Below are 16,466 nucleotides of genomic sequence, written 5' to 3' on the forward strand. Positions count from 1 at the left end.
ATGACGGAACCGGAATCGGCCATGAGAGGACCGGAGTTGGCCATCGCGGCTCCAGACCCGGCCCCTGCCCCGGCCCCGGACGATTCCGCCGCGCGCGAGCGGTTCGAGCGGTTCACCGAGCGCCCCAGCTCCCGCTACGGACCCCGGCGCGCCCACGCCCGGCAGGCGAAGAAGAAGCGAAAGCGGCTGTGGCGGGCGGTGCTCGTCCTGCTGGCCGTCGTGGTCGTCGCGGCGGGCGGCGTGTACGGCTGGGCCGAGACCCGGCTCAACCGTGACGTCGATCTCGGCGCGTACGGCGACCGCCCGCCGCCCGGCGAGGGCACCAACTACCTCATCGTGGGCTCGGACAGCCGCGACGGGCTCTCCGAGGACGATGTGAAGGACCTGCGCGCGGGCGGCGGAGGCGGGCGGCGCACCGACTCGATGATGCTGCTGCACACCGGGGCCAACGGCACCAGCATGGTCAGCCTGCCGCGCGACTCCTGGGTCACCGTGCCCGGCCGCCTCGACACGACGACGGGCAAGACCAAGCGGCCCGAGGGCGACAAGCTGAACGCCGCCTTCTCCTACGGCGGCCCCGAACTCCTCGTCCACACGGTCGAGAAGAACACCGGGCTGCGCATCGACCACTACGCGGAGATCGGCTTCGCCGGGTTCGTGAACATCGTCGACGCCATCGGCGGCGTACGCATGTGTCTGGACCGGGACATCAAGGACGAGAAGTCGGGCGCCGACCTGCGCAAGGGCTGCCAGTCCCTGAACGGCAAGCAGGCGCTCGCCTTCGTCCGTCAGCGGCACCAGGAGCGGGAGGGCGACCTGGGCCGCTCGCGGAACCAGCAGAAGTTCCTGTCGACCCTCGCCCACCAGGCCGCCCGGCCCGGCACGCTCTTCGACCCGACGGAGATCGGTCCGGCCATGGAGGCCGGCCTCGACACGCTCATCGTCGACAAGGACATGAGCCTGCGCGACCTCGGCAGGATGTTCCGCGCCGTGCAGGGCGTAGCGGGAGGCAAGGGCAAGCAGATCAATGTGCCCGTGTCCGGTTTCGGTGTTCCCACGCCGAAGGGCAACGTACTGAAGTGGGATGCGAAGCGGTCGGCCCGGCTCTTCGACGACCTGCGGCACGACCGGCCGGTGACGGAGACGGGGAAGTCCCGTCGTGCGCACGGTCGTTGAAAGCCGTGCGACCGTCGAATTCGAGGGCCGTGTGCCTGTTCAAGGAGGGAAGTCCGGCGGTAAGCGGAATCTGTCCGGGCCCGGTCGGCGGACCTTCGCACTCCCATCCGCACAGGTCACACGGCACGCCCTCGGCGTCGAGGCGGCCGTAGGCGGTTACCGGTCGGTTGCGAGGTTCTCAAAGCTTGACCACAAGTTGCACACATCCCCTCTACACGCTGGCCTCGATGGTCTAGATTGACCGTGCTTCAGCTGGTCGGTCACGAGACGACCATTAATGATCTTTGGGCCCGAGAGGGGGCCTTGGGTGTGGGGAGCACCCGAGGCAGACGGGTTCTCGCACACCTCGGATGTCTGGCAGGGCGTCAAGTCCGTTGCCGTGAGGGTGGGTTGTTCAAGCAGCGCTGAAAAGCGCCGGGATGTCATGCGTGGGGGGCGGGTGCCTCCCGAGGGGGAACAGCGCGGCGCGGGGGGCGGGGGTGCCTCCCGGGTGTTGGGCGAGCACGTCGAACCACTGCAGACCTGGGGGGTCCTGTGCAGCAGGGGGAATTAGTCAACCCGTTTCCGTCGGCGCCCGGGCGTCTGACGAACGGGACGATCAACCAGCCGGCAATCGACTGGGAGCAGCGCTACCGCCGCTCCGTCATCACCAGCGACACCGTGGCCACCGCCTTCGTGGTGGCGGCGATCGGCGGCTTCTTCGGGGTCAGGGACGCGGCCAACTGGCATGAGAACTGGGCGTTTCTCGCCTTCGGCACCGAACTCCTGGTGCTCGGCGCGCTCGCGGTGAGCCGGTCATGGGCTCCGGCCGTACTCGGCCAGGGAGCCGAGGAATTCCGTCGGCTCGGACGCTCACTGTTCATGGCGGCCGTCGTGCTCGCGCTCGGCGGGATCGCCCTGACCTCGCGCAACATCAAACTCTGGATCTTCGTCGCGATCCCGGCGATCGCGCTCGTCACCATGACCGCGCGCTATCTGCTGCGCCTGTGGCTGCACAAACAGCGCAAGGAAGGCCGGTGCCTGAGACCGGTGCTCGCCGCCGGGAGCACCGCCACCTTGCGCGACCTGATCACCCGGGTCCGCAGGTACCCGCACCTGGGCTGGCATGTGGAGGCGGTGTGCACACCGGACGGTCTCGGGCTCGACGGTGACCACCTCGACGGAGTGCCGGTCGTCGGCCCCCTTTCGGACGTCGCCAGCCACGTCTGCCGCGACGGCTACCGCGTCGTCGCGGTCACACCGGACCCGCACTGGTCACCGGACCGGCTGCAGCGCCTCGCCTGGAACCTGGAGGGCAGCGACGCCGAGATGGTCGTGGCACCGGTGCTCATGGAAGTGGCGGGGCCGCGGCTGCACGTCGACGCGGTGCTCGGGATACCGCTCCTGCGGGTCAGCATGCCGATCTTCACCGGGGGCCGCCGGGCGGTCAAAGGCGTCGTCGACCGGATGGGCGCGGCGTTCCTGCTGCTGCTGTTCGCACCGCTGATGGTGCTCGTCGCGCTGCTCGTCCTGCTGGACAGCAGGGGCGGGGCGTTCTACCGCCAGCGCCGGGTCGGCAAGGACGGCCGCGAGTTCACCATCGTCAAGTTCCGCACCATGGTCGCCGGTGCCGACGGGGTACGCGCCGAGCTGGCCGACCGCAACGAGGGCGCGGGCCTGCTGTTCAAGCTCCGCAGGGATCCGCGGGTGACCCGGGTGGGAACGGTGCTTCGCCGGTACTCGCTCGACGAGCTCCCGCAGCTTTTCAACGTACTCACCGGATCGATGTCGCTCGTCGGCCCGCGGCCTCCGCTGCCGGAGGAGTCCGCCGCCTACGGCCCTGACATCCGGCGGCGGTTGCTGGTCAAGCCGGGGCTCACCGGCCTGTGGCAGATCAGCGGACGCAGCGACCTGCCGTGGGAGGAGGCGGTCCGTCTCGACCTGCGGTACGTGGAGGACTGGTCGCTCGCCCTGGACACGGTGATCTTGTGGAAGACGCTGCGCGCGGTGCTCCAGGGCCAGGGGGCCTACTGATGCGAGGGGGGCGTCGGCTGCCGGCCGGCGCACGGAAGGCAGGCCGCAAGGGCGTGCCCGGGGGGAGGAACGGGATATGAGAGTAAGCGTCTTAGGGCTCGGCTACGTGGGCTGCGTGTCGGCCGCGTGCCTGGCCAGCATGGGCCACGAGGTCATCGGCGTGGACGTCAACCAGGTGAAGGTCGACCTGGTCAACGACGGCAAGGCCCCCGTGGTCGAGGAGCGGATCGGTGAGCTCACCGCCGAGGTCGTGCGGTCCGGGGCGCTGCGCGCCACCACCGACGTCCGCGAGGCGATCATGGGCAGCGAGGTCTCGCTGATCTGTGTGGGCACGCCGTCGGCGCCCAACGGCAGCCTGTGCACCACGTACTTGGAGCGGGTCACCGAGGAGATCGGTGCCGCGGTGGCCGAGCGGGGCGGGCGGCAGACCGTCGTGTTCCGCAGCACCATGCTCCCGGGCACCTGCCTGAACCTGCTCGTGCCGATCCTGGAGAAGCACGCGGGCGGCACGGCCGGGGTGGACTTCGGGGTCGCGGTCAACCCGGAGTTCCTGCGCGAGGGCACGAGCGTGCGGGACTTCTTCGACCCGCCCAAGACCGTCATCGGCCAACTCGACGCGGAGAGCGGCGACGTGGTGGCGGCGCTGTACGAGGGCCTGCCCGGCGAGGTGTTCCGGGTGCCGGTCCCGGCGGCCGAGGCGATCAAGTACGCGGACAACGCGTTCCACGGCCTCAAGATCGGCTTCGCGAACGAACTGGGCGCGGTGTGCCAGGCTCTAGGCGTCGACTCGCACCAGGTGATGGACGTGTTCCTCGCCGACCGCAAGCTGAACATCAGCTCCGCCTACCTGCGGCCCGGCTTCGCCTTCGGCGGCTCCTGCCTGCCCAAGGACCTGCGCAGCCTGGTGCACGCGGCGCAGCGGGCCGACGTCTCGGTGCCCATTCTCGCCCATGTGCTGCCCTCCAACTCCGACCATCTGCAGCGCGCGGTGGACCTGGTCGAGCGCACCGGCAAGCGCCGCGTCGGCCTGTTCGGCCTGTCCTTCAAGCCCGGCACCGACGACCTCCGCGAGAGCCCGCTCGTCGAGCTGGCGGAGCGGCTCTTCGGCAAGGGCTACGAACTGAAGATCCACGACGCCAACGTGAGCCTCTCCCGGCTGATGGGCGCGAACCGCGAGTACATCGAGACCCGCCTTCCGCACCTCGCGCAGCTCCTCGCGGACTCCGTCGACGAGGTGATCGAGCACGCCGAGGTGTGCCTGGTCGGCACCAAGGATCCGGCCGTCCTCGCGGCGCTTCCGCATGGCGAAGGACCCGTCCTGATCGATCTCATCCGCCTTCCCGACGCCGAGGCGCGCCGGGCCGAACCGGGGTACATGGGCCTTGCTTGGTAATGCGAAAGGCAGCGACCGGCCGGAACGGCGCGCGCTGATCCTGGTGGAGAACCTGTCGGTGCCCTTCGACCGGCGGGTGTGGCAGGAGTGCACGACACTGCGTGACGCGGGCTGGAAGGTGCACGTCATCTGCCCCCGCGGGGAGAAGCGGGACACGGAGCCGGAGGCGGAGATCGACGGGGTGCGGATCCACCGCTACCCGCTGCGCGCGGCCACCGGCGGCCCGGCCGGCTACCTGAAGGAGTACGGCACGGCCCTGTGGCACACGTACCGGCTCGCCCGCAAGGTCGGCCCGGTCCACGTCGTGCACGCCTGCAACCCGCCGGACCTGCTGTTCCTGCCCGCGCGGTGGCTGACGCGGCGCGGCGCGCGGTTCGTCTTCGACCAGCACGACCTGGTGCCCGAGCTGTACCTCTCCCGCTTCGACCGCGGCAAGGACCTGCTCTACCGCGCCGTGTGCGCCGTCGAACGGCTGACCTACCAGGCTGCGGACATCGTGATCGCCACGAACGAGAGCTACCGGGACGTCGCGGTGAGCCGTGGCGGCAAGAGACCCGAGGACGTCTTCGTGGTGCGCAGCGCGCCCGCGGTCGAGCGGTTCCAACCGGTGCCGCCCGAGCCGGAGTTGAAGCGCGGCAAGCCCCATCTGCTGTGCTATCTGGGCGTGATGGGGCCGCAGGACGGCGTCGACTACGCCCTGCGGGCCCTCGCGAAGCTGCGCGACGAGCTCGGGCGGACAGACTGGCACGCGGTGTTCGTCGGCTCCGGCGACGCCTTCGACGCGATGGTGGAGCTGTCCCGGGAGCTCGGGCTCTCGGAACAGGTGCAGTTCACCGGGCGCGTTCCGGACGCCGACCTGGTGCGCTACCTGTCCACCGCGGACGTGTGCCTCTCGCCCGACCCGCGCAATCCGCTCAACGACGTGTCGACCATGAACAAGGTCCTCGAGTACATGGCGATGGGCCGGCCGATCGTCTCGTTCGACCTCCGGGAGGCGCGCGTCTCCGCCGGTGACGCCGCCGTGTACGCGCCCGCCAACGACGAGGCCGAGTTCGCCCGGCTCGTCGCGCTGCTGCTCGACGACCCGGAGGAGCGGGCCCGGATGGGCAAGGTCGGCCAGGAGCGGATCAGCGGGCAGCTCTCGTGGCGGAACTCGCAGGAGTCCCTGCTCGCCGCCTACGCCGCCGCCTGCCGCGGCCGCACCCCGGCGCCGGCGGGCGCCCAGGACCGTACAGGGAAGAAGAGGCAGCGCAGTTGAGTGAAGAAGCAATACGCCTGGTCACGATCGGGCGGATCTTCCGCCGGCGTTGGCGGCTTCTCGCCATCGTCGCGGTGACGGGCGCGATTTTTGGGTACGGCGCCTCTCTGCTGTTCCCGCCGAGCTACACGACGTCGACTTCCGTACTGCTCGCGGGGCAGTGGGAGGAGCGCGAGCTGCTGACGCAGGCAGAGATCGCGTCCAGCTCGGCGGTCGTCGACCGCGCGGCCGGCGCGCTCGACTGGAGCGGTGTCAGCGGCAGCGAGCTGCGGGACCAGGTGAGCGCCAAGGCCGCCGACGGGAACATCATCAAGATCTCGGGCACGGCCGAATCACCGGAGCGCGCACAGAAGCTCTCCGACCAGGTGGCCAAGCAATTCGTCACCTTCGCCGCGCGGCTCGCGGGCGAGGACACCGACCCCGACGCGGCGTCGGGGTCAGGGGGGTCGGAGACGCTGCGGGAGAAGGTCGCGCAGACCAACCGCCGCATCACCGACCTGGCCAACGCGGCCGATCCGGGGCAGACCGTGGAGAGCGTGCAGGCCCGCACCGAGCTGGAGAAGCTGCGCACCTCGCTGCAGGAGGCCATGAAGAAGCTGGACGAGGCCGACCCGGCGTCCAACAAGGCCAACATGGTCGTGATGGGTCCCGCGGTCCGGCCGACCGGCGAGGCACCGCCGACGAGGACGCAACTCATCGCCGCGGGGGCGCTGTTGTTCTTCCTGTTCGCGGTCATCGGCCATCTCGCCGCCGCACGGGCGAGCCGCCGCCTTCGCACCGAGCCGGAGATCGCCGCGGCCCTTGGCTCGGCGCTCCTCGGCAGCGTCGACGTGCCCGGAGAACGGTCCGCGCACCGGCCGGAAGGCGGTGGCTCGCGGGCCCGGATCCGCAGGATCCTCGGCGTCGACACCCGGTGGGACGTACCGACCCCCCGGATGTCCGGCGACGAGGCCGACAGACGGGTCCGCTACCAACGGGTGTGCGCCCGCCTCCGGGAGAAGGTGCCGGGCCCGCGACGGCTGCTCGTCGTCGTACCGGACGGCGACGAGATCGGCCGCAGGGCCGCCGGGCAGCTCGTCACCGAGGCGAAGAGCGACCCGGGCTCTTCGGGCAGGGGATACCCCGCGCTGCGGGTGGTGGAGGTCCCGGTGTCCCGGCCGCTGGTGCCGGACCGCGGCACCGAAACCGGTGCCCTGGTCGTGCTCAGCGCGGGCAGTTGGACCGCGGCAGAGCTCGCCGGGATCGCCGAGGCGTGCGCGGACGCGAGACACGAGGTCGTCGGCATCGTCCTCGCCGGCCAGGTCCGGGCCCGCCCGGCGCGGACCGCCGACCGGCCCGCGGAGGGCGCCACGCCGACGGTCGCGGTCGGCGCCGACGCCAGGGGAGGTGCAGTGTGACTACGGACAAGCCAACGCACAAGACAACGCACAAGACGTCCGAGTCCTCGGCCGCCACTCCGCTCTTCGACCTGCACGCGCTGGTGGTGTCGGTGCGCAGACGCCGCCGCCTCTGGGGCGCCCTGGCACTCGTCGGGCTGCTGCTCGGCGCGGCGTTCGCGGTCCTGATGCCGCCGCCGCCCACCGCGGCGACCAAGGTCCTCGTCGCGCACCAGGAGGACCAGCCGAACGACACCGGAACGCTGATCCGCACCGACGTGGAGCTGCTGAAGACCACGCGGATCGCCGAACGCGCCCTGCGGACCCTCAAGTCCCCGGAAAAACCCGAGGACTTCATGGCGGACTACCGGGGCACCGGCCTGACCAACAACCTGCTGCAGATCGATGTGACAGGTGAGACCGACGCGGACGCGGTGGCCCGGGCCAAGGCGCTGGCCGACGCCTTCGTCGCCGACCACGTGAAGCGGATGCGGGAAGCCGCGAAGGCCGAGTCCAAGGCCCTGCGCGACCAGCGCGACCGCATGCGGGACGAGCTCGCCAAGGTCAACGAGGCGATCGGAGGCCGCTCGCCGGAGAGCGACCCGAAGGAGGCGGCGAGCATCGAGTCGCTCTTCGCCCGCCGGGCCGAACTCAACTCGCGGATCGCCGACTTCGACCAGCGCGCCGAGGAGGCGCGCGTCGGCACGCCCAAGCTCATCGCGGGGACGCAGATCGTGGACGCCCCGCGCGCGGTGAAGCACTCCCTGCCCAAGGCGGCCGTCACCGACGCCGGGATCGGGTTCGCCCTCGGGCTCGTCCTCGGCCTCGCGGTGGCCGCGGTCGGCGCGGTGGTGGCGGACCGCCCCGTGCTGCGCCGGGACATCGCGGTGCACCTGGGCGCCTCGGTCATCGCGGAGCTGCGCCGCGCGCGCCGCCTGTCGCTCAGGCTGTGGCGGCGCCGACGGGACGGCGCGGCACGCGAACGGCTCACCACGACCCTGGCCCGCGTCGTGCGCGGCTCCACGGAACCGGTGTCGCTGCTCGAACTGGGCTGCGCGCGCGGCACGAGCGAGATCGCCCTGAACGTCGCAAGGGCACTGGCTGCGGAGGGTCCGGTGGTCGTCGTCGACGGTCTGCCGGGGCCGCAGCTCGCCAACAGCCGTCGGCAGCCGGGGGACCCGGACGTCGTCAGCGGCGAGCGTGCCGAGTCCGTGCCGCGTCACGTGCGTCGGCTCGGCGTCGGCTCGGTCGCGCCCGGCACTGCCTGGACCGACCTCCAGTACCTCGGCGGCCAGACCGTCCTGGTCGTGCGTGCCGGGCACGGCAGCGCCGCGTGGCTGCACACCGTGGCGCGGCAGCTCGCGGACCAGTGCGTTCCGGTGATCGGCGTGGTGCTGATCGACCCCGATCGGCGTGACCGCACCGACGGCACGCTGTGGGACGGGCAGCACATCGCGCTGCGGGGGCACAGCGAGCGGCTGGCCCGGCAGAACGGAATGGGCCAACTGCCGGCGGAGCGGCCGTCACGGGCCGTACGAGTCCCGGACACCGACCAGGAGGCGCGGTAAGACGTGTGTGGCATAGCAGGCACCTACCGATGGCCGGACGGGAAGGTCGTGACCGACCGGCTCACCGAGACCCTCGCCCACCGCGGTCCGGACGGGGCGGGACGGTACAGCCACTCCGCCGGTGACGGCGAAGTGCACCTCGGGCACCGCCGGTTGGCCATCATCGACCTGTCCGAGACCGGCGCCCAGCCGATGGTCTCCGACGGCCTCGTCCTGACGTACAACGGCGAGCTGTACAACGCGCCCGAACTGCGTGCCGAGTTGGCGGCGGCCGGGGTGCGCTTCCGCGGCACCTCCGACACCGAGGTGGTGCTTGAGGCCTGGCGGCGCTGGGGCACGGACTGTCTGCCCCGGCTGCGCGGCATGTTCGCGTTCGGGATCTTCGACGAACGCACCGGTGAACTGGTGCTCGCCCGCGACCAGTTGGGCATCAAGCCGCTGTTCCTGCTCCGGCGCGGCGCGGGTCTGGTGTTCGCCTCCGAGCTGAAGGCGCTCGCCGCCGCCACCGGCGGGTCCCTCGAGGTGGACCACGGGGCGCTGGTGGCCTCGCTGCTGTACTACTGGGTGCCGGACACGCGGTGCGCCTTCCGCGAGGCGGAGAAGCTGCCGCCGGGGAGCTGGCTGCGGTGCCGGCCCGACGGCCGGGTGGAGCGCGGGCAGTACTGGAACCTGAGGGACGTCGCCACCGAGGGCCGGGAGCGGGCCCGCAGCGGTGAGCGGCCGGACCTCGCCGCGATCGTCGAGGAGTCGACCCGGCGCCACCTGCTCTCCGATGTCCCCGTGGCGACCTTCCTCTCCGGCGGCCTCGACTCCAGCTACCTGACCGCCCTCGCGGCCCGCGACCGGCCCGGGATCTCCGCCTACACGATCGGGTTCCGCGCCGAGGACGCCAAGTTCGAGGCGATGCCCGACGACCTGCGCTACGCCCGGCAGGTGGCCGAGCGGTTCGGCGTCGACCTGCACGAGATCGAGATCGCGCCGAACGTACTCGACCTGCTGCCGGAGATGACGTACCACCTGGACGAGCCGATCGGCGACCCCGCCGCGATCAACACCTTCCTGATCTGCCAGGCCGCCCGGGAGGCCGGGGTCAAGGTGATGCTCTCGGGGATGGGCGCCGACGAGCTGTTCGCCGGCTACCGCAAGCACCTGGCCAACACGCTCGCGCTGCGCTACCAGCGCGTCCCGCGGCCGCTGCGGCGCGGCCTCTCCGCGACGGTGGACCGGCTGCCGGTCGCCACGGCCCGCCGCGGGTACCGGTCGGTGCGGTTCGCGAAGCGGTTCCTCTCCTTCGCCGAGCTGCCGGAGGAGACCGCGTTCCGGCGCAGCTACACCATGTACGACCAGGAGGAACTGCTCGCCCTCGTCGATCCCGACCTGGCCGGGACGGTCGACGACGTGCTGACCGAGCACGCGGACATCTACGAGGACAACGACCTCGACGACTTCGTCAACCGCATGTGCCTGGGCGACGCCCGGATGTTCCTGCCGGGCCTGAACCTCGCGTACACGGACCGCTCCAGCATGGCCGCGTCGACCGAGGTGCGGGTGCCGTACGTGGACGTCGAGGTGGTCAGGGCGGCGTTCGCGGTGCCCGGCGACCGCAAGATCGTCGGACGGCAGGGCAAGGCCGTGCTCAAGGAGGCGGCCACCTCGATCCTGCCCAAGGAGATCGTGTACCGGCCCAAGGGCCTGTTCAGCGCCCCGCTGCGGGCCTGGATGAGCCGGGACCTCGCGCCGCTGGTGCGCGAGGTGGTCAACGACGGCGTGCTCGTCAACTCCGGTCTCCTTCGCCGTGACGCGCTCGCGCGCATGGTCGCCGAGGACGCCGCGGGGCAGCGGGACTTCTCCAAGCACCTCTGGCATGTGCTGACTCTCGAGTACTGGTATCGCGGCGCGACCTCTGGCTCCGGTCAGAGCACCCGCTTGACGGCGTAGGAACAAGGGGACTTCGGGTGAAGCAGGTTGTACAGAACTACAAGAGCGGCGATCTTGCGGTACTCGACGTGCCGGTGCCGGGATGCAAGCCGGGCGGTGTGCTGGTCCGCACCGCCTACTCGCTGATCTCCACGGGGACCGAGCTCATGAAGGTCTCCGAGGCCGGCATGTCGATGCTCGGCAAGGCCCGCTCCCGCCCCGACCAGGTGGCCAAGGTCGCGCAGAGCGTGGCCACCAACGGGCTGCCCGCCACCTACCGCAAGGTGATGGGCAAGCTGGACTCCTACACGCCGCTCGGCTACTCGCTGTGCGGGGTGGTCGAGCAGGTCGGCGCCGGGATCGACGACGTGGCGGTCGGCGACCACGTGGCCTGCGCCGGCAACGAGCACGCGCTGCACGCCGAGCTGAACTGGGTGCCGAAGAACCTCTACACCCCGGTGCCGGACGGCCTCGCGCCGCGGCACGCGGCCTTCGGCACCGTCGGGTCGATCGCGATGCAGGGTGTCCGCCGCGGCGAGCCCCAACTCGGCGACGTGGCCCTGGTCATCGGCCTCGGCCTGATCGGCCAGTTGGTGGCGCAGCTCCTCACCGCTTCGGGAGTACGCGTCGTGGGGGCCGACCCCGACCCGGCGCGCTGCGAGCTGGCGGAGCGCCTGGGCGCCGCGGCCTGCGGTGATCCCGCGTCCGCGGCCGTGGAATCGGCCGTCGCCGAGCTCACCGGCGGGCACGGCGTGGACCAGGTGTACCTGGCCGCCGGCGGCGGCAGCAACCAGCCCGTCGAGCTGGCCGCCCGGCTCTGCCGGGACCGCGGCCGGGTCGTCGACATCGGCAAGTGCCGCCTGGACCTGCCGTGGAACGCGTACTACGAGAAGGAGCTCGACGTACGGTTCTCGCGTTCGTACGGCCCCGGGCGCTACGACCCGGAGTACGAGCTGGAGGGGCGCGACTACCCGATCGGCTACGTGCGCTGGACCGAGCGCCGCAACCTGGCGTGCTTCCTCGATCTCGTCGCCCGCGACCGCGTCGACGTGGAGCCCCTGGTCTCCCACATCGCCGACTTCGACGACGCCGTGGAGACGTACCAGCGCCTGAAGGACGGCGACCTGAAGGCCGTGGCCGTGCTGTTCCGCTACCCCGAACAGAAGGAGGAGGCGGAGGCTCCGGTGGTGGCCGTGCCCGCGGTGCGACGGCGCGGCGGCACAGCGTCCACGTCCGCCACGGCCCGGACCACCCCGGCCCGGTCCGCCAAGTCGCCCGTGCGCGTCGCGTTCGTCGGCGCGGGGAACTACGCGACGTCGATGCTGCTGCCGCACCTGGCCGAGCGCGAGGGCGTCGAGCTGTCCACGGTCGTCACCACGACGGCGCTGTCCGGGGTCAACGCGAAGCGGAAGTTCGGCTTCACCGAGGCGACCACCGACCTCGACGCCGTGCTCGGCGACAGTGCCGTCGACGCGGTGTTCGTCGTGACCCGGCACAGCTCGCACGCCGAACTGACCCGCAAGGCACTCCTCGCAGGCAAGGCCGTGTTCGTCGAGAAGCCCCTGGCGCTCACCGAAGAAGACCTGGCAGGCGTGCTCGCGGCGGTGGAGGAGTCCGGCAACGACCGGCTCCAGGTCGGCTTCAACCGCCGGTTCGCGCCCCTGCTGCAGGAGGCCAGGAAGCAGTTCGGCGCCCGGACCGGTCCGGCGAGCCTGCGCTACCTCGTCAACGCGGGCCGGTTGCAGCACGGCAGTTGGTACCTCCAGCAGGGCACCGAGGGCTCGCGGTTCGCGGGCGAGGGCGGGCACTTCATCGACACGGCGAGCTGGCTGCTCGGCGCCGACCCGGTCTCGGTGTACGCGACCGCCACGCCCGGCAACGACGACCTCCAGGTCGTGCTGCGCTACCCCGACGGGTCCACCGCCACCCTCAGCTACGTCACCACAGGACCGTCCGGCTTCCCCAAGGAGACCCTCGACCTGATCGCGGACGGCAAGGTGCTGCGGCTCGACGACTTCGTACGAGCAGCGGTGTACGGCCCCAAGAAGTGGGTCAGTTCGCGCCTTCCCAAAGCCCGGGACAAGGGCCAGAACGCCGAACTGGCCGCGTTCGTCAAGGCCGTGCGGACCGGCGGGCCGATGCCCGTGCCGCTGGAGTCCCTTGTCGCCACCACGTCGGCCACCCTCGCCGTGCAGGCGGGCCTGGTCGGCGGCGCGCCGGTGACGTTGGCGAGGTCGCGATGAGCATGAGCGCGGGCTGGTACCTGCGGCGCCTCTCCCGGATGGGGCCGCAGGAGGTCGGCGGCCGGGCGGGCGACGCGGTGCGCAGAAGGCGGTGGCGGTCGGCGCGGCCCAAGTGCCCGAGCGTGACCGGCGCCCGGTTCACCGCGGTACTGCCCGCGGGGACCGTCGCCGCGATACCCCCGGACGCGGCGAAACGCCTGATCGCCGAGGCGGACCGGCTGATGTACGGGCACGCCGAGTACTTCGGCGTGGTCCGCGACGACCTGGACGACCCGGACTGGTGGAGCGACCCGAAGACCGGTCGCCGCGCCCCGTGGGGCTACGCCTTCGACGTGCCGTACCGGAACGAGGACGCGGTCGGCGACATCAAGCAGATCTGGGAGCTGTCCCGGCATCAGTACCTGACCGTGCTCGCCGCCGCCTACGCGCTCACCGGGAACGAGCGGTACGCCGAGCGCGTGGACGGGCACCTTCGGTCGTGGTGGAAGGCCAACCCGCCGCTGCGCGGCGTGCACTGGATCAGCGGCATCGAGCTGGGCATCCGGCTCCTTTCCTGGGTGTGGGTCCGCCGGCTGCTCGACGGCTGGCACGGTGCGGCCGGTCTGTTCGAGGACAACCCGGTGGCGCTGAACCAGATCTGGCACCACCAGCGCTGGCTCGCCGCCTTCCCCAGCCGGGGATCCTCGGCGAACAACCACGTCATCGCCGAGGCCGCCGGGCAGTTCGCCGCGGCCTGCGCCTTCGGGTGGTTCCCCACCTCGGCGCGCTGGCGGGCCGACGCGCTGCGGTCCCTGGAGCGGCATCTGCGCGGCAACACCTTCGACTCGGGTCTCAACCGCGAGCTGGCCTCCGAGTACCACGGACTCGTCCTTGAGCTGGGCCTGGCCGCGGTGGCCGAGGCGGATGCCGCCGCCGTGCCGGTCCCCGCGTCGATCCGCCTCGTACTGCTGCGGATGACCGACGCGCTCGCGGCCGTCGTCGACGACCGGTTACGGCCGCCACGCCAAGGCGACGCGGACGACGGGCACGGTCTGATCGTCGACGGCGCGGGCACGGACCGCTGGGGCTCGCTCCTCGCCACCGGGGACGCCGTGTTCGGGCGGCTCGACTGGTGGCCGGCGGTGACCGGCACCGATGTGCGCACCCCGCTGCTCGCCGCGCTCATCCGGCCGTACGCGAAGAACGGAAGGGTGACCCGCCCTGCAAGCCGGCCGGCGCACTTCGCCGACGCGGGCATGACCATCCTGCGCGGCCCGGACGGGATCTGGTGCCGCTGCGACGGCGGTCCGCACGGGTTCCTTTCCATCGCCGCGCACGCCCACGCGGACGCCCTGTCCCTGGAGGTCCGGCACGACGGGGTCGATGTCCTCGCCGACCCCGGGACGTACTGCTACCACGGGCAGCCCGAGTGGCGGCGGTACTTCCGGTCGACCCTCGGCCACAACACCCTGGAGCTGGACGGCGCCGACCAGTCCGCCTCCGGCGGCCCGTTCCTGTGGACCCGGCACGCCCGTAGCCGCGTCCTGGTCGCGGACACCTCCAGCGAGGGTGTGGCCTGCTGGAGCGCCGAACACGACGGCTACCAGCGCGCCGTACACCGCCGCCGGGTCGAACTGACCGCCGGGAGCCAGGAGTTACGGGTCGTCGACGAGGTCAGCAGCAAAGACGGTCCGCGCCGGGCCGTGCGCCTGGCGTTCCACCTCGGCCCGGCGATCTCCGCGGACCTGGTGGGGAACTGGGCCGTGCTCACCTGGACCCGCGACGGCGAGGACCGCTCCGCGGTGCTCGACCTGCCCGGACAACTGTCCTGGCGGGCGCACCGCGGCGAGACCGAACCGCCGCTGGGCTGGTACTCCGCGGGCTTCGGGCGCAAGGAACCCGCCACCACGCTGGTCGGCACCGGCTTCGCCGACGGCGTGGAGGGGTTCACGACCGTACTCAGGTTCCGCGGCTAGGGGGGAGGACACGTGGGAATCAAGTGGCGGCACTGGGCACGGCCGGCGGCACCGCTGGCCCTTGCCCTGCTGGCGGTGACCGGCTGTACGAGTACGTCGGATTCCCCGGCGGACCCCAGCGGCGCGCCGTCGAAGGCCGGTGCCTCCAAGTCCGGGGCGCCCGCCGCGTCCGTGGCGCGGGTGTGCGCCAAGCCCACGGCCGGTCCCGCGAAGGCTCCGGCGGGCGCGGTGACGGTCGACCCCAAGGTGGTCGGCGACCTGGCCGCGAAGACCAAGAGCAGCCCCCCGAACACCACGTTCTGGCTCCGCCCCGGCAAGCACAGGCTCGAACCGGACCGCTACGCCCAGGTCATGACGAAGAAGGGGAACCGCTACATCGGCGCCCCGGGCGCGGTGCTCGACGGCCGCAAGACCAACCAGTACGCGTTCAGCGGCACCGCCACCGGCGTCACCATCAGCCACCTCACCGTGGAGCGTTTCGTCGCGCCGAACAACGAGGGCGTCGTCAACCACGACATGGCCGACGGCTGGGTGATCGAGCACGCGAAGATCCAGTACAACTCCGGCGCCGGACTGATGGCCGGTGCCCGCCAGCGGGTCCGCGCGAGCTGCCTGCGCGACAACGGGCAGTACGGAATGAACGCGTACAAGACCGGTGACTCCATCGAGGGCCTGGTCGTCGAGGGCAACGAGGTCGTGGGCAACAACACCGACGACTGGGAGCGGAAGAACCCGGGCTGCGGCTGCACCGGCGGCATCAAGTTCTGGGCCGTCGACGGCGCCGACATCCGCGGCAATTGGGTGCACGACAACCGCGGGGTCGGGCTGTGGGCCGACAACAACAACAACGACTTCCGCATCGAGAACAACGTCCTCGAAGCCAACGACGGCGCCGCCCTGATGTACGAGACCAGCTACAACGCGGTCGTCCGGAACAACACGATCCGGCGGAACAACTGGGTCGACGGCCGCAAGGGCGCCAAGAACGGCGACGACTTCCCGTACGCGACCCTCTACATCTCCGAGGCCGGCGGCGAACCACGGATCAAGGCCCGCACCGACAAGCTGGAGATCTCCCGGAACGTCCTTGAGGACAACTGGAACGGGATCACCCTCTGGGAGAACTCCGACCGGTTCTGCAACAGCCCGGCCAACACCTCCACCGGCTACTGCACGCTGCTGGTCAAGGACACCGACCGCTGCAAGCGGCCGGCGATCGCCAAGGCGCCGCTCCTGGCCGACTGCCGGTGGAAGACCCAGCGCGTCGACATCCACGACAACCGCTTCACGCTGGACAAGTCCGTCGTCAAGTGCGCGGCGCAGTGCGGCCGCATGGCGGTCCTGTCCAACTACGGCACCTATCCCAAGTGGTCGCCGTACAAGGGCAAGCGGGTGGCGGAGGCGATCACCCACGAGCAGCACAACCGCTGGCGCGACAACGTCTACCGCGGACCGTGGAGCTTCGTCGCGGAGAACACGGACCAGAAGCTCGACTCCGGGCAGTGGCAGGGCGCGCCGTACCAGCAGGACGCGGGCAGCACCTTCACCCCACGGGCTGGTGGTTGAG

General features: G+C 71.4%; 10 protein-coding genes. All 10 read left to right on the top strand.

The annotated features are described in order from the left end of the window. Complete coding sequence (locus tag IEY91_RS08060; RefSeq protein WP_229696784.1) at positions 1-1,176, top strand: LCP family protein; 1,176 nt, start codon at positions 1-3, stop codon at positions 1,174-1,176. Between the two features lie 534 nt (positions 1,177-1,710). After that, positions 1,711-3,189, top strand: coding sequence for a sugar transferase (locus tag IEY91_RS08065; protein WP_164319125.1), 1,479 nt, complete (start codon positions 1,711-1,713; stop codon positions 3,187-3,189). A 76-nt stretch (positions 3,190-3,265) separates the two neighbouring features. Then, positions 3,266-4,582 (top strand): nucleotide sugar dehydrogenase, encoded by a 1,317-nt coding sequence (locus IEY91_RS08070; protein WP_189173387.1) that lies wholly within the window; start codon positions 3,266-3,268, stop codon positions 4,580-4,582. Then, positions 4,572-5,840: a glycosyltransferase family 4 protein gene (locus IEY91_RS08075; RefSeq protein WP_189173388.1), complete on the top strand. Its 1,269-nt coding sequence runs from the start codon at positions 4,572-4,574 to the stop codon at positions 5,838-5,840. The genes IEY91_RS08070 and IEY91_RS08075 overlap by 11 nt, the downstream gene beginning before the upstream one ends. Continuing rightward, on the top strand, positions 5,837-7,237 hold the full coding sequence (locus tag IEY91_RS08080; RefSeq protein ID WP_189173389.1) for a Wzz/FepE/Etk N-terminal domain-containing protein: 1,401 nt from the start codon (positions 5,837-5,839) through the stop codon (positions 7,235-7,237). Before IEY91_RS08075 ends, IEY91_RS08080 begins: the two co-directional genes overlap by 4 nt. Continuing rightward, on the top strand, positions 7,234-8,784 hold the full coding sequence (locus tag IEY91_RS08085) for a Wzz/FepE/Etk N-terminal domain-containing protein (RefSeq protein WP_189173390.1): 1,551 nt from the start codon (positions 7,234-7,236) through the stop codon (positions 8,782-8,784). The genes IEY91_RS08080 and IEY91_RS08085 overlap by 4 nt, the downstream gene beginning before the upstream one ends. A gap of 3 nt (positions 8,785-8,787) precedes the next feature. Further along, positions 8,788-10,722 (top strand): asparagine synthase (glutamine-hydrolyzing), encoded by a 1,935-nt coding sequence (gene asnB, locus IEY91_RS08090; protein ID WP_189173391.1) that lies wholly within the window; start codon positions 8,788-8,790, stop codon positions 10,720-10,722. A gap of 17 nt (positions 10,723-10,739) precedes the next feature. Next, positions 10,740-12,944 carry a bi-domain-containing oxidoreductase gene (locus IEY91_RS08095; RefSeq protein WP_189173392.1) on the top strand — a complete coding sequence of 735 codons (2,205 nt, stop codon included), beginning with the start codon at positions 10,740-10,742 and terminating at the stop codon, positions 12,942-12,944. Continuing rightward, a complete protein-coding gene (locus tag IEY91_RS08100) occupies positions 12,941-14,899 on the top strand; it encodes an alginate lyase family protein (protein WP_189173393.1) in 1,959 nt (652 codons plus the stop codon). Before IEY91_RS08095 ends, IEY91_RS08100 begins: the two co-directional genes overlap by 4 nt. A 12-nt stretch (positions 14,900-14,911) precedes the next feature. Continuing rightward, on the top strand, positions 14,912-16,465 hold the full coding sequence (locus IEY91_RS08105) for a right-handed parallel beta-helix repeat-containing protein (RefSeq protein ID WP_189173394.1): 1,554 nt from the start codon (positions 14,912-14,914) through the stop codon (positions 16,463-16,465). Position 16,466 lies beyond the last annotated feature (1 nt).

This window comes from Streptomyces lasiicapitis (genome assembly GCF_014646335.1).
GTDB classification, from domain to species: domain Bacteria; phylum Actinomycetota; class Actinomycetes; order Streptomycetales; family Streptomycetaceae; genus Streptomyces; species Streptomyces lasiicapitis.

Coding starts and splice junctions, on each gene's coding strand:
- IEY91_RS08060 (WP_229696784.1), top strand. CDS start 1: ATGACGGAACCGGAATCGGCCATGAGAGGACCGGAGTTGGCCATCGCG.
- IEY91_RS08070 (WP_189173387.1), top strand. CDS start 3,266: ATGAGAGTAAGCGTCTTAGGGCTCGGCTACGTGGGCTGCGTGTCGGCC.
- IEY91_RS08100 (WP_189173393.1), top strand. CDS start 12,941: ATGAGCATGAGCGCGGGCTGGTACCTGCGGCGCCTCTCCCGGATGGGG.